This window comes from Gilliamella sp. M0320 (assembly GCF_016101635.1).
Taxonomy (GTDB): domain Bacteria; phylum Pseudomonadota; class Gammaproteobacteria; order Enterobacterales; family Orbaceae; genus Gilliamella; species Gilliamella apis.
This window is the reverse complement of the sequence record NZ_JACFQD010000003.1, coordinates 1-23948: the sequence shown is the minus strand read 5'-3', so window position 1 is coordinate 23948 and position 23948 is coordinate 1. Positions and strand designations below refer to the sequence as shown.

Sequence of the window (23948 nt, the reverse complement as noted above, 5' to 3'; positions counted from 1 at the left end):
CTATAAATTTGCTAGTTGCTAATAAAATAGTTAAAGCAACAAGTTAGTTAGCTATAAATAGTTTATGCGGCAGTTATTTTCGTTCCGCTGGCTGAGATAATATTCGCTGCGCATAACGAATTAATGTTTCGGAGATATTTTGCATTACACTACTTTCAGGAGCAAAGCGATGCCAATACAGCATTCGCCTTTGGAATAAACCTTCAGTTAAATTAACTAATTCGCCTGTTTTTAACTCTTGCTCAACTTGTAACATAGGAATCATACAACATGCAGAGCCTTGTTTAGCTAACTGAACAAAAGCTTCTGACGAACTAGTGATATGGCAAATTACACTGCCTGGTGTCAAATTAAAATTTTCCTGTAAAAAGGCTTGATGCATATCATCTAAGTGATCAAAAGCGACCGCTGGTGCTTTTAAAAGCGATGAACGGGTTACCCCATTCGGAAAATATTTTTTTGCAAATTCGGGCGAAGCAACAAAGATATAATCTAATGCGCCTAATAAATCTGATAAGCATCCTGGTAAAGGATTTGGTTGAATACTAATTGCAGCAACAACAGTACCTAAACGTAAAAGTTCTAAGGTATGCTCTTCATCTTTAACTTGAATATCAAAACGTAAAATATTTTTATCGAGAACTGGTTTTAATGCAGGTAAAAACCATGTTGCTAAAGAATCGGCATTAATAGCAATTGATAATGACAATGGTGTAGTATTTTGTTCATTATCACCTAACCATTGCTGCTCTAATAATTCAACTTGATGCAATAATCCGAGAAGATGTTCACCTTGCTTGGTTGCTTTTGGAGGAATAGTTCGTACTAATAGTTGCTGACCAAAAAAGCTTTCTAATTGCTTAATACGTTGCGAAACCGCTGGTTGTGTGATACACAGTTTATCGGCCGCTCGTTCAAATCCTCGTTCTTTTATCACTGCATCTAATGCTTGTAATGCTCTATAATCTGGACGCTTCATAATCTCTTTACTAATGATTTGATCTTTGCTTGGTCATTCAAGCTATTTTTATTTTGCAAAAAATTTGAAATCGATCTAAAACTTTATAGATTTTCTTAAAATACTAATGATTTTTGCTTTCCAATTGGTTACTATGCCATATATTGAACAATTTTGCTTTTAAAATTTTAAATTTTTTTTGATCAAAATCATATTTACATACGGTGATATCATGACACAAGATGAACTAAAAAAGGCTGTAGGCTGGTCAGCGCTAAAATATGTTAAGCCTGATTCATTAGTTGGCGTAGGAACAGGGTCTACTGCGGCGCATTTTATTGATGCACTTGCGACAATAAAAGATCAGATAAAAGGAACTGTCTCTAGTTCAGAAGTATCAACTGAAAAATTAAAAAGCTATGGAATCCCCGTATTAGACTGCAATGAAGTTGATAGTTTAGATATATATGTCGATGGAGCCGATGAAATTAATCATCATATGCAAATGATTAAAGGAGGCGGAGCCGCGTTAACTCGTGAAAAAATTGTATCAGCTTTAGCTAAACAATTTGTTTGTATCGTTGATGAATCTAAAGTTGTCGATGTCCTTGGCAAATTTCCTCTTCCCGTAGAAGTGATACCTATGGCTCGTTCTTATGTTGCTAGAGAATTGTTCAAACTTGGTGGAAAACCAATTTATCGCCAAGGTGTTATAACCGATAATGGTAATGTTATTTTAGACGTTCATGACCTTGTTATTGCCAAACCAATGGAATTGGAAAATCGTATTAACAGCATTGCTGGGGTAGTTACTGTTGGATTATTTGCCAATAAAGGGGCCGATATCGCTTTAGTCGGTACTCGTTCTGGTGTAAAAGAATTAATAAAATAAAAAATTACATTTTTGATGGATAATTTTGTATTTGCAATCAATTAAAATATTAAGCATAGAGAGGAATAAATGGTTGTTCAGGCATTAACGAAAGATGAAAATAAGTTTCTATTACTTGAAGGTATCCACCCTAGTGCAGTTGAAACACTTAAATCAGCGGGCTTTAACAACATTGAGTATCATAAAGGCGCATTATCGAAATCTGAGCTGGAAACAGCCTTAAAAGATGCCAGATTTATTGGTATTCGTTCCAGAACCCATTTAACTAAGGACATCATCGATGCCGCACCAAAATTAGCCGGTATTGGTTGCTTTTGTATTGGCACTAATCAAGTTGAGCTTGACGCAGCGACGGTTAAAGGAATTCCAGTTTTTAATGCGCCATTTTCAAATACTCGCTCTGTGGCAGAACTGGTATTAGCTGAAGCAATATTATTACTTCGCCGAGTACCTGAAGCTAATGCTAAAGCTCATCAGGGTAAATGGAATAAACTTGCCACAGGTTCGCACGAAGCCCGAGGAAAAAATTTAGGTATCATTGGTTATGGTCATATTGGTAGTCAATTAAGCGTATTGGCTGAATCATTAGGCATGAATGTCTATTTTTATGATATTGAAACTAAATTGCCATTAGGAAATGCTAAACAAATTCCAACAATGCGGGAATTACTTGCTATTAGTGATATTGTCAGTATGCATGTTCCAGAAAATCCAACCACAATTAAAATGATTAGCCAACCTGAAATCGATATGATGAAAACAGGTGCAATATTGCTCAACGCATCACGTGGTACCGTGATTGATATCAAGGCGCTAACACAAGCATTAGAAACCAATAAACTAAATGGTGCAGCAATTGATGTTTTCCCAACAGAACCCGCTACCAATAATGATCCTTTTGAATCACCTTTATGTAAATTTGATAATGTTATTATTACCCCTCATATTGGCGGTTCAACCAGTGAAGCTCAAGAAAATATTGGTATTGAGGTTGCAACCAAATTAGCGAAATATTCTGATACTGGTGCAACCCTTTCAGCGGTTAACTTCCCTGAAGCTTCATTACCGATTCCAGCAAAAGGTTCAAGCCGTTTTATCAATATTCACCATAATCAACCAGGGGTATTAACGGCTATCAATACATTATTTGCTGAACAAGGTCTAAATATTTCTGCCCAATATCTACAAACTGATGCTAAAATAGGTTATGTTGTTATTGATATTGATAGAGTTGAACAAAATAAAGCCGAAGAATTATTAATTAAGCTGAAAAGTGTAGCAGGTACTATTCGAGCAAGATTATTATTTTAATTTTTATCGTTAAAAATGATTTTGGTCGTTATTATTTAAGAGATTACATAACACTAATAACGACCATCCAAATAATCATATACTCGAAAATTCCGTAGCGCTATTCAGTAAAAAGACTGGTAACGATTAGAACAATTTTAATATAATAATAAAGTTATAGGTTGCGTTACCAAATTTAACCAATAATTTCAGGCTAAAAAACCCCTTTCCTCAAATTTTTTGATTTATATTTTATAAATATTTAACTTATCTGGTGGTTTTAGATTTTTAAAAATAGTAGATAGAGCATCAGTCAAGATTGTCATTCAGAGTTAAAGTAAGTCATCTAATTGATAAAAACATTGATGCTATAAATGATTTAAAATGACTTTAATTTGATCATAGTTTGAAAATTTAATCATTATTTTGAAATTTCTTTTTAAATATTTGGTAAATATTTTTTTAGCTGATTTATTCATAGATTATTGATATAACAGCAATAGTTAACAATGACTGTTTTTTACTGATAAGTTGGCGTAATTTGGTATTACAAAGTTATTTTACTTTTCAATTAATAGGAGAATCTAATATGGCTAAAAGTACGACTTCGGCAAAAAAGCTACAACAAGCAGCTATTTTGTTTCCAACTGATTTAGGTCAAAAGGCATCAAAAGATATTTCCGGTGCCATGAACTCTGTATTAGCAGATGTATTTGCTTTATATTTAAAAACCAAAAACTTTCATTGGCATGTAAGTGGTCCTCATTTTCGTGATTATCATTTAATGTTAGATGATCATGGAGAAGAGTTATTTGCAATGACAGATCCAATTGCTGAACGTGTCCGAAAATTAGGCGGTACAACGCTACGTTCAATTGGTCATATTTCAAAATTACAGAGTATCTCTGATAACGATGCTGATTTTGTTGAACCATCAGATATGATAGCTGAACTCTGCCAAGATAATATTAAACTTACTACTCGTATGCGTGTAGCCCATGATATTTGTGATAAATATAATGACTCGGCAACAGCAAGTTTAATTGAAGAATGGATAGATCAAACTGAAAAACGCGCATGGTTCTTATTTGAAACAGGCCGTAAATTGGACTCTTCTGGTCACTAAAATCTAGTGGCTATGAGTGATCATTCCGAATAAGAGACACATATTGTGTCTCTTTATCGTTTGAGTAAGGGAGAATTAAAGATGAGTAAAAAAATTGCTGTACTTGTGGGTAGCTTACGTAAAGATTCCTACAATTTAAAAGTCGCAAAAGTATTACAACAGATCGCTCCACAATCACTTTCTTTAAATATTATTGAAATTGGCGATTTACCGTTTTATAACGAAGATATTGATGTAGATACGCCACCAAAATCTTATGAACGTTTTCGTCAACAAATTGCCAATTGTGATGGTGTTATATTTGTAACACCAGAATATAACCGAGGCTTGCCGGCAGTGATTAAAAATGCTTTAGATGTGGGTTCTCGCCCTTATGGTAAAAGTGTTTGGTCACAAAAACCAGCTGCGGTAGTTTCGGTATCACAAGGTGCTATTGGTGGTTTCGGTGCCAATCATCAGTTGCGACAATCATTAGTTTTTCTTGATATGCCAACACTACAACAACCAGAAGCTTATATTGGTAATATTAACAGTGCTTTTGATGAAAATGGTAATATTAGTGAAAAAACTAAAGCATTTCTTTCATTGATCATTAATAGTTATGCTAATTGGGTTGAAAAACTAAGTTAATAATGATTTATTTTAATATCCACAGCCAATATAATGAGTTGTGGATATGATTAAAGTTATTTAAAACAGATTAAATGAAAAATTTCCAACCTTGCAATGAACAAGAATTATTAAACCGAGCCAGACTCGCTGCAGGTTATAGTTTCGGTGAGATAGCTAACTATTTAAATATTGCTATTCCAGTTAATCTTAATAAGCAAAAAGGTTGGGTAGGTAATTTAATTGAAACTTTTTTAGGCGCTAATGCGGGTAGTAAAGCCGAACGTGATTTTGCTAATTTAGGTATCGAATTAAAAACCATTCCAGTTAATAAACAAGGTAAACCACTTGAAACCACTTTTGTCAGTGTCCTCCCTTTAATGGCTAATCATGGTGTAATTTGGGAAACAAGCCATGTGAAATATAAACTAAGTAAAGTTCTGTGGATCCCTATTGAAGGAGAACGAAGTATACCCCTAGCCCAGAGAAAAGTTGGCCACCCAATATTATGGACACCAACTGAACAACAAGAGCAACAACTTAAACAAGATTGGCAAGAGTTGATGGATATGATTGTACTTGGTCAGATTGAAAAGATTACTGCCCGTTATGGTACTTATTTACAGATCCGTCCTAAAGCTGCTAATGGAAAAGTTTTAACTGAAGCTATTGGCGAAAACGGCCAAATTATATTAACACGTCCACGAGGATTTTATTTAAAAAAATCATTTACGTTACAAATTCTGCAAAATGCTAATTGTTATATTTAAAGTGAGCCAACAATAGTATTCATCCCCCTTTAATCTTGCTTATCTTTTCTATTTTCAAAATACTATTTCTTCCATAAACAATTTTTCATCTTCTGCATATAAACATATTGATAGCTTATTGATATAGCGATCGTTTACCTCAAATTAATAATTAGGCCATCTTATATTTAGTTAAAATAAAAAAGTCCAACTTGAATAAATTGGACTTTTTAAACTCGATATAGTTAAACTAAATCAAACATTAAAATTTTCGAATTTCTTTGATAATTATAAAGTTGTTTCTTTTTAATAGGCAGGTCATCGACTTCAGCTGGATTAAAGCCTTTTTCACGAAACCAGTGAATACTACGAGTAGTCAGCACAAAGATCTTTTCTAACCCCAAATTGTGAGCCGTTTCTGCAATTTTTTCTAATAATAGATCACCGCGTGATGAGTTTCGATATTGAGGATGAATCGCTACACAAGCCATTTCGCCCATTTTTTCTTCTGGATATGGATAAAGAGCTGCACAGCCAATCGTCATATTATCACGCTCAATAATGGTAAATTTGTCAATTTCAATTTCTAACTGTTCTCTTGAGCGTTTAACCAAAATACCTTGTTCTTCAAGTGGACGGATCAATTCTAAAATACCACCGATATCATTTATCGTTGCGGTACGGACTTGTTCTGAATGTTCCATTGACACTTGAGTTCCAATACCATCACGAGAAAATAGTTCCTGCAGAATAGAACCATCCACTAGATAACTGACTAAATGGCTACGACGCACACCATTGCGACATGCTTTTGATGCAGCACGTAAAAAACGCGCTTCACTAGATAAATGCTTACCACTTTGCTCTTTGTTGTTAACGTAATTATCAGCATCAATCGGAAACAGATCGGTAATAACATGATTGTTTTCATCAAGCACGCCTTGCTCAGCACAAAAACTTATTAATTTATCAGCTTTAAGGCGAATAGCAACTTCAGCGGCAACATCTTCAGACGATAAGTTAAAACTTTCACCAGTAACTGATACCCCTACAGGCCCTAATAATACAATTGATCCTCGGTTCAATTGTTCATCAATTGCCTCATTATTAATTCGCCGAATTTTCCCGGTGTGACAATAATCCACTCCGTCATCAACACCTAATGGCTGTGCAATAACAAAATTACCGCTAACAACATTGATATGTGCACCTTGTAAAGGCGTATTATTTAAGCTCATTGATAAACTTGCTGTTATATTGAGCTGTAATAATCCGGTTACCTGTTTAACAATGTCTAAAGTTGCTGCGTCAGTAATTCGAGTATTTTTATGATATCTAGGTTGGATATTATGACTTTTGAGTGATTCATCTATTTGGTTACGAGCACCATTCACAATAACCAATTTAATGCCTAAACTATGCAATAAACCAATGTCACTAATAATACTTGCATAATTATGACTCTTTAGCACTGCACCTGTTAATAAAATAACGAAAGTTTTTCCTTGATGAGCATTAATATAAGGTACCGAATGCCTTAAACCATCAACCAATTCAGTTGTTCTTTCTTTCATCTTATCACCACCAAAATGAATATTTATTCATATTTTTTGTATTTTTATTTATTTTTTAGTTAATAGCAAGTGTTTTTTGATAAGTTCAACAAGCTAAAGTTCAATATTGATGTAGGAAAAAACTTTTATTAAATTCGCTAGGAAATGACAAAACATTAATTTATTAACGATGCTTATAGACAAGAGCCGTCATTAAGACGGCTCAGTAATCATTTTAGTTATTCGAGTGATTCACATTTAAATCTTCTTCATATCAATAACTTTAACAAATCTGCAGTAAACAATCAGTCCTAGTAGGGTACTCATTACGGCCATTATCAAATCAGCTAAGATAGCATAACTAACATTAATTTTGGCCAATTCAGGGATAACTCTCGGGATAATAAAGAAAGACAGGCCACTTAAAGTATACATACAACCCACAGCAAGTCCTTTACGTGTTGGAAACATTTGTTGCATCACAACTAAGGTTAATTGTAGAACACCCCCGGCTGCAAAAAATCCCATCCCGATTGCGGTGACCAAACACATTAATGGCGATAGGTCAAAGTAAAATAATAATAAAACCAATGATGACATTGCAGGTAAGATAAAAATACAATAAATTGGTTTCAAGAATTTTTTCACTATAAAAGCAGTGATAAAGACAGAAACGATTGAAGCAAAACTATAAAAGCTAATAAGCTGTTTAGCTTCAATTAATGGCATATTAACCGCTTTAATTGCAATCGCAGGTAGCCATTGCCAAATAATCACAAAGGTTGCGGTGGTTGTGAATCCCATAATTATCAATAAAACGCCTTCAAAAGCAAAATTTGGTTTACGAATAAAGTAATCATCAGAACCTTGATTACCTTTAATTCTGGTATCTTTAGGTGGAAACTTTTTTGGTAGCAAATTGATTGCATTAATAATTAGATAGGCAGTAAAACCCAAAAATGCCCATCCATACCAAATATCGTATTTATAAAATAATCCAACAATTAGTGGCAGAATAAAACTTCCCATTGAGATAAAAGCTTTAATCAAAACACTAGCCGAACCAGAAGAGCGAGGAAAACATTCAGTTAATGCAGGCATAGACCCTGTATCTAAGAAAGAGTTACCTATACCGATGGCAATAGCTAAACAAAACGCAATATCTATATTATGACAAAATGGCATACTGACGAAAAAGACAATATAACAAGCCATACCTAAATAGATAAATAATTTTCGTCCAAATTTATCAGATAGCATTCCGCCGACAAACATTAAGAAAATTTTTCCAATACCGATTCCTGATGCAACATAACCAAGACCGACATCTACATCGGTATTAAGCTGTTTTGAAATGCCTTCTGCGAACTGCATAATAACAATTAAAGCAATACTTTGTATTATGTAATTAGCATATATAGAGCCAGCAATCCCATAAGAATTGACTCTTTGATTATCCATGTGTAAAACTCCAATATTAACTTAACTAGTTTAAGCGACTAAAAAAACGCAATCGCAATTAATATACAAGTGTTGACTACTATCTGAAAGGAATATGTATCAATTATTTACTGTTAATAGACTATTTATTTACTGTAATTCAAGAATATTCACAATTAATAAATTTATGATATATAGATTGTTTAAATTACAAATTGATGTACTAACATTATCCCGAAACAAATAATTTTTATTTAAAATAATGGTAATTTAATTAGTTTGCAGTTTTTCCAATATTTCAGTAAGAATTAAATTCTCATCTTGGTCAACATTAACAACATGATGAGCGGCATCATGGTATAAAGGTAAACGTTCAGCAAGCACTTTTTCCATCTCATCGGATATCGACATACCCGTTAATGATGGTCGCTGGGCAACATTTGGATCTTTCATCAAACGTGCCGCTAATGTCGCTGCAGGAGCTGAGAGAAAAATAACTGTGCCATGCTGTTTCATAAACTGACGATTTTGCTCAGCTAGTACCATGCCACCACCAGTTGCAATAACTCTATTGGGTTTAGCTGTCTCAATAAGCACTTGGCTTTCTCTAGCTCGAAACCCTTCCCATCCCTCTTTTTCGACAATTTCTGCTACAGTTTTTTGCGTTGTTTCGAGTAGATGACAATCTGTATCAATAAAAGAAAAGCATAACTTATTGGCTAACATTTTACCCATTGTTGTTTTGCCAGCGGCTCTTGCGCCAACTAAAAAAATTGTTTTCTTCATTGTGGGTCCTTTTAAATATACAGATCTGGAAATAAGTTATCTATGCTAGAGACTCATTTAACTTTTTGCAATATTTTTTTACAGTCTAATTCGATATCAACATAACAATATGATTTAAATAAACATAAATAAAAAAATAACTGTAAATAATTTATTACACATTCGATTTTAATCATAGACTATTGTGTCAAACATAGTCATTAACACAATTTTTCTAATCCTCTAAAATAAAGTTCAGTAGCAATTGATTGATGTAATCGCCATTGCAGTACATCTAAGTCTGGGTTAACTTTTTTGAATTCTGGATAAGTCATAAAATAACGAATGGTATTACTACCTACACGGTCATTAATGCTATTTATAATCAATTTTATTTTCTCGTTGCGAAAAGCTTTTAATTCTTTCATAGCTATTGCCACATTTTCAGGAATAGGTAATGAACCGTTTTCCCACTTACGCCATGTTTCGACATCAGTTTTACCGATATATTCACTTGCTTCTGACACTTTTAACATTAAAAAACGGCGATACGCTTGTAATTCTAAATTAGTCATAACTACTCCTTTTTAATCAATTTTAAATTTACTAAACATAATTACTTTATTGATTTAATAAATATTTAAAATGATGATTAAATACCTAAAACCTTAAAATATCGCTCCCATAAAATGAGAGCGAGGCTATTTATAATTTTATTTTCCTGCTAAGGCATCAATTACAGCTTGTTTTGCTTTCTCAGAAAGATCTTTACCGGTCCAAATTTTAAATTGGGCATTTGCTTGACCAATAAACATTTCTCGACCAGAAATCGATTCCCATCCGGCTTTTTCTGCTTCTTGTCTAAATTTGGTATTGTATGGTGTATATACAATATCGTATGCAATTCCTTTACCTTTAAACCAAGCTTGTTCGTAAGGTGTCTGATTTTCAAATTTGCCTTGCATACCTAATGGGGTAGAATTGATAATAATTTGCGCTTCTACTTTATCTCTATCTTCCCATGCAATCGTTTTAAGATTAAATTCTTTAGCTAGTGCCTCTGGAAGATCAGTAACAATATCCGTTACCGTAATGTCGTGATAACCAAGGTCTTGTAAACCAACAACCGCAGCCCTAGCCGCACCACCAGCGCCAAGTAGTAAAACCTTCTTATACTCAGCAGGTAGTTTTTTTTGTGCTAATGGTTGCATAAAACCAATAATATCAGTGTTATCACCACAAAGTTTGTCACCATCCCAATAAACTAAGTTAGCTGCTCCCGCTTTTTTGACGTGTTCGGTAACTTCATCTAAATAAGGAATAATAGTTTGCTTATGTGGAATAGTGACACATAAACCACGAATATTAAGTAATCTTACTGATTTAAATAAAGTAGCAATATCTTCGGGTGGTGTAGGAAATGGCACCAATACAGCAGGAATACCATAATCTTGAAATGACGTTGTATGAATAAGTGGGCTCATACTATGCCCTAGTGGATAACCGATAATGCCATAGATACTGTATGGCGTGAACTGACTCATACTATCTCCTTGAAAGTAAGAAAATTAGGCCTAACAGATAATATCTGAATTCAATAGTATTAAAACATATTTGTTATTAAATTAAATAGTTTTATATTGAACAACACAACATGAACTACGATATAATAGTTTTGCTAAAAATAACAACTCTCGGTATATTTATTTTTTTCAATTAGAAACTTATTTTTGTGCATAAATAAGATAATGCTTGAGAATTTACCTGTAAAAGCGTATACTTCGCTACCTCATTATTATGGGTGTAGTGTGAGAGGTGAGACTGCTTCTCAAAAGAACTGCAGCGAACTAAAAGCCTGACGAGGTTAATTCCATTAACATATTACGCCCTAGGCTTAAGCATAGAAATTTTGGAGAATTATTGACATGTCACGAGTATGCCAAGTAACAGGAAAAGGTCCTTTAGTGGGAAATAATCGTTCTCATGCGATGAATGCTACTAAACGTCGTTTTCTACCAAACCTTCAAACTCACCGTTTCTGGATTGAGAGTGAAAAACGTTTTGTAAAATTGCGTGTATCAGCTAAAGGTATGCGTACTATCGATAAAAAGGGTATTGATGCAGTTTTAGCTGAACTTCGTGCCCGTGGTGAAAAGTACTAATAAGGAAACCATATCATGGCTAAAGGTGTACGTGAAAAAATTAGATTAGTTTCTTCTGCTGGTACCGGTCATTTTTATACCACTAGCAAAAACAAAAGAACCATGCCTGAAAAAATGGAGATCAAAAAATATGATCCTGTTGTTCGTCAGCATGTTGTTTATAAAGAAGCTAAAATTAAATAGTTTTATCTAGCAATAAAAAACCCAGCTTAAGCTGGGTTTTTTTATGTTTTCAATAATCACATCATAAAATTTATTAAATTAGATGCATAAAAAAAGCTTCAGTTACCTGAAGCTTTTTAGAGTAAATTTCTATTTTAAATATTCTTGCTCATAAGCTCTTGCCTTTTTATCATCAAAGACATGTTCCCAACGCGCAATAACAATCGCAGCTAATGCATTACCAACAACATTAACCACCGTTCTACCCATATCTAAAATACGTTCAACCCCCATAATATAACCGATACCTTCTAGTGGAATACCAACACTACCAAGTGTTGCTGATAGAACTAAAATAGAAGCACCTGGTACTCCAGCAATTCCTTTTGAAGCAATCATTAATGTTATTACAATGATTATTTGATCTAAGATACTTAAATCCATACCAAATAACTGTGCTAAGAAGATAACCGTGATACTTTGGTATAATGTCGAACCATCAAGGTTAAATGAATATCCAGTAGGAATAACAAAGCTTGTGATCGCTTTTGGTGCTCCATAGGCTTCCATCTTTTCAATGATTTTTGGTAATGCTGTTTCTGAACTTGCTGTCGAAAAAGCAATAACTAATTCTTCCTTCAATATTTTTAATAAAGTAAAAATATTGAATTTACATAGTTTACAAACTGCACCTAATACCACTAATGTAAAAATGATCATTGCGGAATACACAGTTAGAATCAGTTTTAATAGCGGTAGTAAAGAAGCAAAACCATATTTAGCAACAGTTACGGTAATTAATGCAAATACACCAATTGGCGCATAACGCATAATCATATTGGTCACTTTAAACATAGTATCTGAAACTACTTTCAAGAAGAACACAAATGGTTCACGCTGTTTATCTGGTAATGACATTAAACCTAAACCAAAAAATACACAGAAGAAAATAACCGGTAAAACTGCACCATCCGTCATTGCTTTAAATATATTTGCTGGAATCATGTCTAAAATCATGACAATCAAACCGTGAGGTTTGCCACTTAACTCTTCGGCTGCTTTAGTATATTTACTAATATCAGTTGTGGCTAAAGTTGAAGAGTCAATACCAGCACCGGGTGCAAAAACATTACCCCATAAAAGACCTAATAAAATAGCAATTGTTGTAATGATTTCGAAATAAAGAATGGTTTTAAATCCTAGTGTTCCTAAACGTTTAGATCCACCAATTCCAGCAATACCTAATGTCAGTGTACTAAGTATAATTGGTAGAACTATCATCTTAATTAAACGAATAAAAATATCACCTGCTGGTTGGAAAATATTAACAATTGAAAATTGGTAATATGAATGTAACGCATGATTAGGATCTGCTAGTTCATATAGAAAAGCACCAACAGCTACACCTAAAATCAAGGCAATTAATATTTGCCATGCAAGATTAGTTAAGATTTTTTTTATTAAGAAAGACATGTAATTCTATTCCTTTTCACTATTTTCGAAAATAAAAAAGGATTAGTCTGTGAGGCTAATCCTTTTTTATAATTAAAATTATTGTTCGGATTCTTGATTTGAATTATTACTATCCTCGCTCTGTGAAGATAATTCTGATTCAACTTCATCCTCTGTTTCGGCAATTCGTTGTAATCCAACAACTTTCTCATTTTCAGCGGTTCGGATTAACGTAACCCCTTGCGTGTTTCGCCCAACAACACTAACTTCGGATACTCGAGTTCGTACTAAAGTTCCAGCATCAGTAATCAGCATGATTTGGTCGGTTTCTTCAACCTGCACTGCACCAACTACAGCACCATTTCGTTCACTCACTTTAATAGAGATTACGCCTTTCGTTGCTCTTGATTTAGTTGGATATAACTCTTGTTCAGTACGTTTACCATAACCATTTTGAGTTGCTGTTAAAATTGTACCATTACCACGAGGGACGATAAGTGATACAACTTTATCATCGCCTTCTAATTTAATACCTCGAACACCTGTTGCTGTTCTACCCATACAACGGACTTTATTGGCAGGGAATCGTACGACTTTACCATTAGCTGAGAATAACATAATGTCTTCAGTATTGGAAATTTGTGAGACTTCATCACCATCGTCAAGCTCATCAATAATAGCATCATCATTGAGTTCTTCATCATCAACAATATCTGCTGTTTCGTTACTGGTTAAATCAACGCCAATTAACTCATCATCATCACGTAAGTTAATGGCAATAATGCCACCACTTCTCGGACGACTAAATTCAATTAATGAAGTTTTCTTAACCGTACCTTGAGCTGTCGCCATAAACACACAATGCTCATCATCAAATTCACGAACAGGTAGAATCGCGGTAATACGTTCATCTGCTTCCAATGGTAATAAATTAATAATTGGACGACCACGTGAGCCTCGACTGGCCTCAGGTAATTGATAAACTTTCATCCAATATAATCGGCCACGACTTGAGAAACAAAGAATCGTGTCATGAGTATTTGCAACCAATAATTTTTCGACAAAATCTTCTTCTTTAATTTTCGTTGCCGATTTACCCTTACCGCCTCGGCGCTGAGCTTCATAATCGGATAACGGTTGGTATTTTACATAACCTTGATGAGAAAGCGTAACTACAACATCTTCTTGAGCAATAAGATCCTCAATATTGATATCCGCACTACTTGCTGTAATTTCAGTTCGTCTTGCATCTTGGAATTGATCTCGAACAGCTTCAAGCTCTTCGCGAATAACTTCCATTAATCTTTCTGGACTCGCTAGAATATGTAATAAACCAGCAATTTGAACTAATAGTTCTTTATATTCATCAAGAATTTTCTCGTGTTCAAGTCCTGTTAGACGATGTAATCGAAGATCTAAAATTGCTTGGGCTTGAGCTTCAGAAAGATAATAATGGCCATCACGAATACCAAACTCAGGCGCTAAATCTTCAGGACGAGCGGCATCATTACCCGCTTTTTCAAGCATTGCCGCAACATTACCTAGTTGCCAAGCTTGCGATAATAATTTAGCTTTCGCTTCAGAAGGAGTCGCCGCAGCACGAATTAATTCAATAACAGGATCAATATTAGCCAATGCTATCGCTAAACCTTCCAACACATGTGCTCGTTCACGAGCTTTGCGAAGTTCATAGATAGTTCGACGCGTTACGACTTCACGGCGGTGAAGAACAAACGCTTTGATCATTTCTCGTAAGTTTAATAGTTTCGGTTGACCTTTATGTAAGGCAACCATATTAATCCCGAAAGAAACCTGTAGTTGAGTTAATGAGAAAAGATTATTTAAAACGACTTCGCCAACAGCATCACGTTTGATTTCAATAACAATGCGCATACCATCTTTATCTGATTCATCACGCAATGCTGAAATACCTTCAACTTTTTTGTCTTTAACTAGCTCAGCTATTTTTTCGATCAGTTTTTTCTTATTAACTTGATAAGGGATCTCATTAACAATGATCGTTTCACGACCACTATGATCATCAACTTCAATCGTTGCTTTAGAACGAATGTAAATGATACCACGGCCAGTCCGATACGCATTTTCGATACCTTTGCGACCATTAATTAAGGCCGCAGTAGGGAAGTCAGGGCCATGGATATACTCCATTAAACCATCAACAGAAATATTTTCATCCTCAATAAATGCTAAGCAACCATTGATAACTTCTGCTAGATTATGAGGAGGAATATTGGTTGCCATACCAACAGCAATACCTGACGAACCATTAATTAATAAATTAGGAATGCGAGTTGGCAACACGTCAGGAATCATTTCTGATCCATCATAGTTTGGTGAAAAATCTACTGTTTCTTTATCTAAATCAGTTAATAATGCACCGGCAAACTTTTGCATACGAATTTCGGTATAACGCATTGCTGCCGCCGAGTCACCATCGACAGAACCAAAGTTACCTTGGCCATCAACAAGCATATAACGTAATGAAAATGGTTGTGCCATACGAACAATAGTATCATAAACAGCAGAATCACCATGTGGATGATATTTACCGATTACGTCCCCAACAACACGAGCAGATTTTCGGTAAGGTTTATTCCAGTCGTATCCAGCTTCATGCATAGCGAATAAAACCCGTCTATGAACAGGTTTGAGTCCGTCGCGGACATCAGGTAAAGCTCGCCCGACAATAACAGACATCGCATAATCAAGATAAGAGGATTTTAATTCGTCTTCAATATTGACGGGGGTTATTTCTTTGGCTAGTTCGGTCATAACACCAGGTTCTCTTATTAACTTAAATCTTAAAATAGTTCATAATTATAGCATAAAATCGCTATTAATGCAGAACAAAACTATTTTTATTTCATCTTATTCTGTATGAATAAACAATGTATTTTCAATTAATTGGCTTAAACAGTTTAAAATCATTGCATGCATTTCATAGGCCATCACCTTTTTGTAAGATGGAATTCTAATTTCAATATCATTTTGCCCAAGTAATCCGATCACTTCTCCACCATCAAATGCAGTTAAGGCAACAATTTTCATATCTTTAATTACGGATTCTTGAACAGCACGAATAATCGAACGGCTATTACCTTCACAAGTTGAAATAACTAAGATATCACCTTGTTGCCCTAAAGCTTGAATTTGTCGAGCATAGATTTCTTCGTGATTAGATATCGCACTTAACAATACATTATCAGATACTAATGCAATAGCCGGAATACTTGGTCTTTCAATATCAAGACTGGTAATTAACCGAGAGGTAAAACTTTGTATATTTGCGGCAGCTGAGCCATTACCACATCCCATAATTTTATTACCATTAAGTAATCCTTCAACGATAATATTAGCAGCTTTTTCAATTGAAGAGCCTAGAGATTCGGCCATAACAATTTGAGTTTGAATACTTTCAGTAAAATAATTTTTTATTAAATCTTGCACGTTTTTCACCTGACCATTAAAACGCATTAATTATCCATTTTTGACTTTTTCCCGTTATGGCAAAAACATCAAACCTAAACTCTGTATCTTCAATATTTAATTTATTTTTTAACATCCAATGTTGAGCAGCCTGTTTAATTCTGTTTTGTTTAGTGAGCGAAATAGTCATTTCAGCCTCGCCAAAATTAGCATTTTTTCGATATCTAACTTCAACAAAAACAAGACAACTCTTATCTCGCATGACTAAATCAATTTCACCGATTCGATATAAGCTATTTTGATCAAGTAACACAAGTCCTTGATTGGCTAAAAATTGGCAAGCAATATGTTCATAATGCTTGCCGATATCTTTAGTTTTCGTTCTGTTCCGAGGACGATTGGGATGTAACATAGGCATATTGTTGCCATGCAAGTGTTCGAGTCACTTCACATTGATTACTGGTTGATAATTTACCAGTCATTCCATCTAAAAAATTAGGTTGATAAGAGTCTAATTGATTAAAACGATTAGCTAATCGCCACGCATCGATTCCCATAGCGTATAATCGTGTTAAAGAATAATCTTTTTGAATATTGCTAGGAATCACTGCCGTTGTCTTTTCTGATGAATTAATAATCAAAGGAATGTCAGAATATTCCGTTTGATTCATATCATAATAAAAGTCATTCGAAGCATTTGCCACATGACTTTTAGAACTTGAATAAAGCGCTATTGGTGAAGAACCATTACCTACTGTCTTACCCGCCCCCATATCTAGCATTGGTTTTATCAAGGTTAATTCGTCATAAGATGCATAAATATAAATTGCATCAAATCCAGAAGAGGAACCATTTGAGGTCATTGAAGCTGAGCCATCATCACTATTAAATGCAATCGGACTACCGGTTAAACTTATTCCACTACTATGATTAATATTGGCGCGTAAAGTATTTAAATTACCAACATATTGTACATAAGCTTGTGAGCCATTAGAAATTTGCGACCATTGCTTAGCAAAGCTTTGGGCTACACGCCTACCCAAGTCATTTTGTGGTATAACTAACAATGGCTTTTGTTTATTTTGAGCAAAAATATGGTCAGCAGCATCCTTTGCTTCATCTTCAGGAGATAACGCAAAAAAGCACATTTTGTTAGCGGAAACTGTTCCATCATCAACCTTATTCAATGCTAGAACTGGGATATTTGGTGCTAACTGCTTTATTTTACTTACTTCAGACTTCAATAATGGACCAACGATTAAATCGACATTTTGTTCTTGCGCTTGCTGAATTAAATTATCCATTGGTACTGACGTTGTATCTAAAACAATAACATTTTGTTGTGGTTCTTGAGGATAGAACTTAACTGCATCAACATATCCTTGACGAATAGTATTACCAAATATTCGAGAAGATCCATTCAAAGGTAATAGTAAAGCTACTTTTTTGGCATTAGCATTATCAACAGCAAGTGTTTGTTCACCTGTTATAATCGCAACAATATTTTGTGCAGGATGATCGGGATATTTTGCAGCCCAATCCAAAATAGCTTGTTTTAGTTGATTTTTACGATTTGTATTTTTCGCTTCAAGCACTTCTGGACTATCACCGTCTTGAATAGAAATTTGTCTATTATTACTTTGATATGTATAACTTAAATCAATCCAACCTTTCAATATGAAGTCATTTTCAAGTACGGCAATTTTACTTAGTTGATTTGTCGATAATTTGCTAAAGAAATTCCAGGTTTTATTTAAAATTTGTTTTTTTAATTTTTCAGGTGCAAATTTTTGTAAAGACAAATAATCATTCGCTTGTTCATTAATCTTTTTAGCTTTTTTGTCTAAGGCTAATTTGATTGAATAATAACGATATGATTGTGAATCATTTAATTTCTCGATAGATAATTGGCTAAGATTAAATGGTTGCCCTTTTCTAGTTGCTATTTCACCTTGAGATAACAATTGGTCTTTTTGTTGTTCTACATTAAGATTAGCTGGTAGTTGAGATAATAATTTATTTGCTTGAGAAAGTTTATTCTCGTTTATTAATGCTCTTATTGCCAATAACTGCCAATCGATTTTAGCACTTCCTGAGCTAGTATCTACCTGCGATAAATAATAATTGGAGTCTTTAGTTTCATCGTATTTACCGCTTTTTGATGAGCTAAGATGACATCCAACTAAAAGTGAAAATAATGCTAAAATAACAATAGCATAAAAGGATTGTTTTAATTTCATAACCATTCTCTTATAATTTCTCATCCCCAAATTCGCTGTACATGTACAGTAACTTCTTCACGATCATGAAAAAGTTGCTTAGCCTGAATTTGTACATTTATTTGGCTGTTATTTAGTTCTTCTATTAGTAATTGTAAATTTTGTTTTACTTCTTCATAACGTTTTTTCATTGGTAGTTTGAGATTAAAAATTGCCTCTCTACACCAACCATTAATTAGCCATTTAGCTATTAACTCTGTTACTTTGGCTGGTTTTTCAACCATATCACACACCAACCAATAAATATTATGCTTTTTAGGTATAAATTTAAAGCCATCTTCACGATAATGTTTAACTTGTCCTGTTTCCATTAATTTTTCATTCATAGGACCATTATCTATAGCATATACCATCATACTTCTTTTGACCAATTGATAAGTCCAACCGCCTGGACACGCTCCTAAATCAACAGCGTTTAAACCACCTTTAAGTCGTTCATCCCATTCTTCATAAGGAATAAAAATATGAAAAGCTTCTTCCAATTTTAATGTTGAACGACTTGGTGCATCAGATGGAAATTTTAACCTCGGTATACCCATATAAAAAGGAGAGTTATTTTGACTCAGAGAATAGCCAACATAACAGCTATTATTATTGATAAATAATAAATGAATAACTGGTCTAGACGGATTTTGTACTTTTAACAAAATACGTTTGTTACGTAATGCCTGGCGAAGTGGAACAGTAAACTTTCGGCAAAATCCTGCTAATTGTTTACCTTCATTAGTATCTGCCACTTCAACACGTAAATCACCAGCTTTATCAACAATACCAGATAAAAAATTAATTATTGGCGTAATACGATCTTCTGTTGGTAAATCAGCCAATAATTCACCAGCAACAAACATTTGTCTAGCAAAAATAAGTGTTCGAAAAGGAATTTCTTTAATCAACAATTGAGCGTCACCATCTTGATAGCATTCAAATATCACATAACCGCTGTTTTCTTTGACTTTGGCAAATCCAAATATCTCTTTTTGTGCGGCTCTATCTGTTATTTCTGCTGCACATTCTTTTTCAAATCCTGGTCGACAATACAAAATTATTTTGTTCAGTTTTTGCATATTCTTTCTTTAAATTATTTGAAAATATTATAAAGTTATCAAATTAATCTGATTGGACTTTATTTGTATATAAAGGCGCTTCACCTTTAGGTCGAGTTTTGAATCGTCGATGTAACCACATATATTGTTCTGGTGCTTTTAATATTTCGTGTTCAATCGCTTTGTTCATAAAAGTAGCCGCTAGTACATCATCATCTATAGGATAGCCTTTAAGCTCAGGTGTAACGTAAACAGTATAGTGCCCATTCTTTTCTCGTTTAGGGGTGAAAGGAATAATTGCAGGCTGACTTAATTTAACTAAAATTCGAGTTCCAATGGTCGTTGCTGCTTTTTCTACCGCAAAGAGTGGCGCAAAAACGCTATTCTTAGGACCATAATCATGATCTGGCGCATACCAAAGCAGTTCACCATTCTTTAAGGCTCTTATCATGCCTTTAGTATTATAGCGATCTAACATATATTTATTCGATTTTAAACGCCCTTTTAATTGTACATAATCCATCACAGGGTTGTCGTTTGGTCGATAAACACCTACACCTGGATGACTCATACCTAAAATACGTGCACCGAGTTCTAGCGTTAAAAAGTGAATACCAATTAACAAAACACCCTGTCCGGACTGTTGTATCTGAGTGATATGTGAATCACCTTCAATTGAAGAGTGTTTTTTAAGTCTTTTGTCGGACCAGAACCATGCCATACCAGTTTCAAATATAGCAAGTCCTGTGGAAATAAAATTATCTCTTAATATTTTATCTCGTTCTTGTTCGGATTTATCAGGAAAGCATAATTTTAAGTTTTGCCTTGCGGTCTCTTTACGCTTGCCAATTAATTTCATCGAAAGTAATCCTAAACCTTTCCCTAATTGATAAATAACCGGATATGGCAGTAAAACGATCAAATATAAAATAAAAATGCCAAACCAGGTTAACCAATAGCGAGGATGTAATAATCGTTTTGTAAAAATAGGATGAATTTCTTGATTTTGACTCATATTAAGATTAAATAACCATTTAAACAAAGTTAGTCATTATATACCAATATCTTCAGTTATGCGGCAGAAAAATAAAATAATCAAAGATAACTAAACTTCTTATCATGAAGTTGTTTGAAAAGATTACATAAAAAAACACATATTAAGGATTAAATTGATTAATCCCTAATAATCAATTTTTACTTATAATTTAGAAAAAATATACCCTAAAAGGGTATTTCTCAAAATTTGTTAAGCTTTAAATTGCTACTGGCGCTTTTATTGCTGGATAAGGATCGTAATCAACAATTTCAAAATCTTCAAATTCATAATCAAAAATTGTAGGTGGTCTGCGTTTAATTACAAGCTTAGGCAATGGTTTTGGCTCACGGCTTAATTGTAAATGTGTTTGTTCCATATGATTGGAATACAAATGGGTATCGCCACCTGTCCAAACAAAATCACCAACTTCTAAATCGCATTGTTGAGCAATCATATGAACTAATAACGAATAACTAGCAATATTAAATGGTAATCCCAAGAATACGTCACATGAACGTTGATAAAGTTGACATGACAGCTTACCTTGAGCTACATAAAATTGAAACAGAGCATGACAAGGTGCTAACGCCATTTGATCAAGCTCACCAACATTCCATGCCGAAACTATCATTCTTCTAGAGTCTGGATCATTTTTAATTTGTTCGATTAGTTGCGAAATTTGATCTATTTGTCGACCATCCGCAGCGCCCCAAGCGCGCCATTGTTTGCCATAAACAGGACCAAGATCACCATTTTTATCGGCCCATTCATCCCAAATTGTTACTTTATTATCTTTTAAATAATTAATATTAGTATCACCTTTAAGAAACCAAAGTAACTCGTAGATAATTGAACGTAAATGACATTTTTTTGTGGTCACTAATGGAAAACCATCTTGCAAATTAAATCGCATTTGATGACCAAAGATCGATAAAGTCCCTGTACCTGTTCTATCCGATTTAGCCGTTCCTTCGTTTAAAATTTTTTGCATTAGTGATAAATACTGTTTCATTTTTTAATAGCCTTATTGTTAAATCTATATGCATATAAAAGCATCAAGATACCACCAATGATCATAGGGAGACAGAGAATTTGTCCCATACTGATTATATTTAAAAATAATCCTAATTGTTCATCGGGTTGTCTAAAGAACTCAATTATAAACCTAAATATGCCATAACAAACTAAAAATAGTCCTGAGACTGCACCAACTGGACGAGGTTTGCGAATAAATAAATTTAAAATAATAAATAATACTATACCTTCAAATACCATCTCATAAAGTTGTGAAGGGTGACGAGGTAAAACACCGTTTAATTGGCTGTATAAGGAAAACCATTCCGGATTTGCTTGAACAAACATAAAATCAGCATGTGATGAAGTAGGGAATAACATACCGATTGAAGAATTAGTTACTCGGCCCCACAGTTCACCGTTAATAAAATTACCAAATCGGCCAAACATTAAACCAAGCGGTACTAATGGAGCTACAAAATCAGCTACTTGCATAAAGGTCTTTTGTGTTTTTTTAGCAAAGATAGCAATAACACAAATGGCACCAATCAAACCACCATGGAAAGACATTCCTCCTTCCCAAACTCTGAATAGAATAGCGGGATCTTCACAAAATGCATCAAAATTATAAAATAATACATAACCTAATCGCCCACCAATAAAGAGGCCTAAAAAACCCCAGAACAATAGGTTTTCAACTTGTTGTGATGTCCAATTGCTATTGGGTTTATTAGCTCGACGTTTAGCTAAAAACAAAGCACCAAGCACACCAAATAGGTACATTGCACCATACCAATGTAATGAAATAGGTCCGATTGAGAAAGCAATTGGATCAAAATTGGGAAATTGTAAAAATTGATTCATTTTTTAATACGCTGTTTATTTTTTCGTTTGTGAGCAAAGAAGTTAAACCGTTTTTTCTTAGAAAGATTTGTTACAGGTTCTTCTACTTCAGATTGTATAGTAAATGCAGGCAAAGAAAACTCCTTCATTGCTTTGCGATATACATCACGCTTAAAAGCAATAACCTGTCGTATAGGATACCAATAACTTACCCATTTCCAATCATCAAACTCAGGAGTTGAAGACATATTTAAATTAATAACTGACGTATCAGAAATTAATTCTAATAAAAACCACTTTTGTTTTTGACCGATACATACCGGCTGATTATCCCAACGAATCATACGTTTTGGTAATTTATACCTTAACCAACCATTGGTAACCGATAAAATTTTAACGTCTTTAGGTAGTAATCCTACTTCTTCATTTAGTTCACGAAACATTGCCTGTTCTGGCGTTTCATTAAGTTTTATTCCGCCCTGAGGAAATTGCCAAGAGTTTTGCCCATAACGCCGAGCCCAAAGCACTTGACCATACCTGTTACAAATAACTATTCCTACATTTGGACGGTAGCCATCATTATCGATCACTGACTACCTCAAAAAATTTATTTTTATATTGTTGAATTGTTTCACACATACAACAATAAATAAATAGGAAAATGATATTAATAGAATAAATATAATATCATACAGTCGATTTTGGTGATAATTTAATAATTGTCATAATAGTAATTATCGTGAAGGTAACCTCTATAGCTAAACTACCTAAAGAGCCTATCCATAAGCTATATATTATCCATAAAATACTACTTAGTAATATTAACAATAGTATATTATGTTGTTCAACATCCAAATAATACAATTTAACAATTAATTACGGGATTGTTGTATATTTTTCAATAAAATCAGAAACCAAAAACTGATACAGAAAGTTTAGATTATCCATTGTTTACTATTCAGGGAAATAGCTCTGAAAAATAATTAACAAAAATACATTAATCCTAGAAAGCAAAAAAGCCCAGCATTGCTGCTGGGCTCGTGTATTTAAAAGTCTGGCGGCACCCTACTCTCACATGGGTAATACCCACACTACCATCGGCACTACGGCGTTTCACTTCTGAGTTCG

The 23948-nt window shown here is 34.0% G+C and carries 24 protein-coding genes; 7 read left to right on the top strand and 17 right to left on the bottom strand.

The genetic code is table 11. From position 1 onward, the window contains the following. Positions 1–73: 73 nt before the first annotated feature. Entirely contained in the window at positions 74–979 is a 906-nt protein-coding gene (locus H3T83_RS04650; RefSeq protein ID WP_065578265.1) for a LysR family transcriptional regulator ArgP, read from the bottom strand. A 211-nt stretch (positions 980–1190) separates the two neighbouring features. Between H3T83_RS04650 and rpiA the strand changes: the two genes are divergently transcribed. From rpiA to mutH, 5 genes are all read left to right on the top strand, one after another. After that, the gene (gene rpiA / locus H3T83_RS04645; protein WP_065652091.1) at positions 1191–1850 is read left to right on the top strand and encodes a ribose-5-phosphate isomerase RpiA; all 660 of its coding nucleotides are present in this window, start codon (positions 1191–1193) and stop codon (positions 1848–1850) included. Between the two features lie 69 nt (positions 1851–1919). Further along, a complete protein-coding gene (serA, locus tag H3T83_RS04640) occupies positions 1920–3161 on the top strand; it encodes a phosphoglycerate dehydrogenase (RefSeq protein ID WP_065652092.1) in 1242 nt (413 codons plus the stop codon). Positions 3162–3729: 568 nt separating this feature from the next. Beyond that, a complete protein-coding gene (locus H3T83_RS04635; RefSeq protein WP_065578262.1) occupies positions 3730–4266 on the top strand; it encodes a Dps family protein in 537 nt (178 codons plus the stop codon). Between the two features lie 81 nt (positions 4267–4347). Continuing rightward, positions 4348–4896, top strand: coding sequence for an NADPH-dependent FMN reductase (locus H3T83_RS04630; RefSeq protein WP_065578261.1), 549 nt, complete (start codon positions 4348–4350; stop codon positions 4894–4896). Between the two features lie 74 nt (positions 4897–4970). After that, positions 4971–5645 carry a DNA mismatch repair endonuclease MutH gene (mutH, locus tag H3T83_RS04625; RefSeq protein WP_086360574.1) on the top strand — a complete coding sequence of 225 codons (675 nt, stop codon included), beginning with the start codon at positions 4971–4973 and terminating at the stop codon, positions 5643–5645. Positions 5646–5869: 224 nt separating this feature from the next. Here the strand turns inward: mutH and argA are convergent, their stop codons facing one another. The 5 genes from argA to aroE all read right to left on the bottom strand — a co-directional run bounded on the left by argA (position 5870) and on the right by aroE (position 10926). Then, a complete protein-coding gene (gene argA / locus H3T83_RS04620) occupies positions 5870–7198 on the bottom strand; it encodes an amino-acid N-acetyltransferase (protein ID WP_065578259.1) in 1329 nt (442 codons plus the stop codon). 237 nt (positions 7199–7435) lie between these two features. After that, positions 7436–8638 carry an MFS transporter gene (locus tag H3T83_RS04615; RefSeq protein WP_198215227.1) on the bottom strand — a complete coding sequence of 401 codons (1203 nt, stop codon included), beginning with the start codon at positions 8636–8638 and terminating at the stop codon, positions 7436–7438. Positions 8639–8887: 249 nt separating this feature from the next. Beyond that, a complete protein-coding gene (aroL, locus tag H3T83_RS04610) occupies positions 8888–9403 on the bottom strand; it encodes a shikimate kinase AroL (protein ID WP_086360576.1) in 516 nt (171 codons plus the stop codon). A 200-nt stretch (positions 9404–9603) separates the two neighbouring features. Beyond that, positions 9604–9957: a DUF1870 family protein gene (locus H3T83_RS04605; protein ID WP_065578256.1), complete on the bottom strand. Its 354-nt coding sequence runs from the start codon at positions 9955–9957 to the stop codon at positions 9604–9606. Between the two features lie 138 nt (positions 9958–10095). Further along, positions 10096–10926 carry a shikimate dehydrogenase gene (gene aroE / locus H3T83_RS04600; protein ID WP_198215226.1) on the bottom strand — a complete coding sequence of 277 codons (831 nt, stop codon included), beginning with the start codon at positions 10924–10926 and terminating at the stop codon, positions 10096–10098. Between the two features lie 381 nt (positions 10927–11307). On the opposite strand from aroE, the gene rpmB reads away from it, so the two are divergent. Together rpmB and rpmG are read left to right on the top strand one after the other, a co-directional pair. Further along, positions 11308–11544: a 50S ribosomal protein L28 gene (gene rpmB, locus H3T83_RS04595; RefSeq protein ID WP_034884345.1), complete on the top strand. Its 237-nt coding sequence runs from the start codon at positions 11308–11310 to the stop codon at positions 11542–11544. Positions 11545–11559: 15 nt separating this feature from the next. Further along, positions 11560–11727 (top strand): 50S ribosomal protein L33, encoded by a 168-nt coding sequence (rpmG, locus tag H3T83_RS04590; protein ID WP_034884348.1) that lies wholly within the window; start codon positions 11560–11562, stop codon positions 11725–11727. Between the two features lie 129 nt (positions 11728–11856). Here the strand turns inward: rpmG and gltP are convergent, their stop codons facing one another. From gltP to H3T83_RS11515, 11 genes are all read right to left on the bottom strand, one after another. Beyond that, positions 11857–13167: a glutamate/aspartate:proton symporter GltP gene (gene gltP, locus H3T83_RS04585; protein ID WP_165755077.1), complete on the bottom strand. Its 1311-nt coding sequence runs from the start codon at positions 13165–13167 to the stop codon at positions 11857–11859. 90 nt (positions 13168–13257) lie between these two features. Continuing rightward, positions 13258–15951, bottom strand: a complete 2694-nt coding sequence (gyrA, locus tag H3T83_RS04580; RefSeq protein ID WP_198215225.1) for a DNA topoisomerase (ATP-hydrolyzing) subunit A — start codon at positions 15949–15951, stop codon at positions 13258–13260. A gap of 96 nt (positions 15952–16047) precedes the next feature. Next, positions 16048–16626, bottom strand: a complete 579-nt coding sequence (locus tag H3T83_RS04575; RefSeq protein WP_065578308.1) for an SIS domain-containing protein — start codon at positions 16624–16626, stop codon at positions 16048–16050. A 16-nt stretch (positions 16627–16642) separates the two neighbouring features. Beyond that, on the bottom strand, positions 16643–17023 hold the full coding sequence (locus tag H3T83_RS04570) for a YraN family protein (RefSeq protein ID WP_198193071.1): 381 nt from the start codon (positions 17021–17023) through the stop codon (positions 16643–16645). Continuing rightward, on the bottom strand, positions 16977–18845 hold the full coding sequence (locus tag H3T83_RS04565) for a penicillin-binding protein activator (RefSeq protein WP_198215224.1): 1869 nt from the start codon (positions 18843–18845) through the stop codon (positions 16977–16979). Before H3T83_RS04565 ends, H3T83_RS04570 begins: the two co-directional genes overlap by 47 nt. 20 nt (positions 18846–18865) lie before the next feature. Further along, positions 18866–19939: a 23S rRNA (cytidine(2498)-2'-O)-methyltransferase RlmM gene (gene rlmM, locus H3T83_RS04560; RefSeq protein WP_065652102.1), complete on the bottom strand. Its 1074-nt coding sequence runs from the start codon at positions 19937–19939 to the stop codon at positions 18866–18868. Between the two features lie 52 nt (positions 19940–19991). Continuing rightward, a complete protein-coding gene (locus H3T83_RS04555) occupies positions 19992–20942 on the bottom strand; it encodes a Kdo(2)-lipid IV(A) acyltransferase (RefSeq protein WP_086361678.1) in 951 nt (316 codons plus the stop codon). A 238-nt stretch (positions 20943–21180) separates the two neighbouring features. Further along, positions 21181–21975, bottom strand: a complete 795-nt coding sequence (gene thyA / locus H3T83_RS04550) for a thymidylate synthase (protein ID WP_065652097.1) — start codon at positions 21973–21975, stop codon at positions 21181–21183. Next, the gene (gene lgt, locus H3T83_RS04545) at positions 21972–22841 is read right to left on the bottom strand and encodes a prolipoprotein diacylglyceryl transferase (protein WP_065578250.1); all 870 of its coding nucleotides are present in this window, start codon (positions 22839–22841) and stop codon (positions 21972–21974) included. The genes thyA and lgt overlap by 4 nt, the downstream gene beginning before the upstream one ends. After that, on the bottom strand, positions 22838–23410 hold the full coding sequence (gene rppH, locus H3T83_RS04540) for an RNA pyrophosphohydrolase (protein ID WP_065578249.1): 573 nt from the start codon (positions 23408–23410) through the stop codon (positions 22838–22840). The genes lgt and rppH overlap by 4 nt, the downstream gene beginning before the upstream one ends. A 97-nt stretch (positions 23411–23507) precedes the next feature. Continuing rightward, positions 23508–23675, bottom strand: coding sequence for a YgjV family protein (locus H3T83_RS11515; RefSeq protein WP_370528007.1), 168 nt, complete (start codon positions 23673–23675; stop codon positions 23508–23510). Positions 23676–23948 lie beyond the last annotated feature (273 nt).